Source organism: Halorubrum sp. SP3 (genome assembly GCF_005435195.1).
GTDB classification, from domain to species: domain Archaea; phylum Halobacteriota; class Halobacteria; order Halobacteriales; family Haloferacaceae; genus Halorubrum; species Halorubrum sodomense.
This window is the reverse complement of sequence record NZ_SGTU01000171.1, coordinates 1-819: the sequence shown is the minus strand read 5'-3', so window position 1 is coordinate 819 and position 819 is coordinate 1. Positions and strand designations below refer to the sequence as shown.

1 pseudogene is annotated in these 819 nt (G+C 58.2%); it reads left to right on the top strand.

What is annotated here, in order from left to right:
* Window positions 1-148: 148 nt before the first annotated feature.
* Window positions 149-819, top strand: a pseudogene (locus tag EXE42_RS18820) (hypothetical protein); the annotation flags it as partial.

Here is an 819-nt window from a genome sequence, read left to right as displayed (position 1 = left end):
CAATGGAGAACTCCGTTTCTACGTCGGTCTCCCGGACACCGTTGAAGAGCGCGAGTTCCGCCAGCAACTCTCTGGGCTCTACCCCACGAGTGAGATCAAACCAGGAGACAACTACTTCACCAACGTCGAGCCCGGACATGTGGCATCGATGGCCCGGATGGAAAAGAAGGACTACAAATACATTCCAATCCGGTCGTTCTCCCAACCGGGCGTTCTCGATCACGACCCCTACCGCTCACTCCTGTCGGCAATCGCCGGTCCTGACTCGCATACCGCAGTCGTTCAGTTCGTATTCACGCCCGTCAGTGAGAACTGGACCGATGGCCTTCTCCCACACGAGTATTCCATCGATCAGGCTCACGAGAGCCTCACATTCGGCCGTGTGAACACCGGCATCTTCCATACAACGGTCGAAGACCCATCCGAACAGGATCGCACCGCAGCGAATGCGGTCCAGCAGGTCGAAGACGATCCAGCGTTCTACGTGAATATCCGGTTTGCTGTGTTCGGTCCCCGCCCCAAAGCTGTGGAAGGCCACATCAAGTCCATCTCCCGGGCCCTCGACACCCAGTATCACAATGGCGACGCCCACCAGCGGCTCTGGCCATTGACGTATAACGACCAGTCGCTGTTGCGGAAACTCACGAATCTTGCCAATCGCGAGTTCGTCTACAACCATGGTGCCTACACCGTTGAGGAACTAGCAGCGTTAGCTCACCTCCCCGGCGAGGAAATTGACCTCCAAAAAGTCGATTGGACCCAGCGGGGCGTCGGGAGTTCACCGCCGCCCACGGCGCCGCGAACAGATGCTCCACCCTC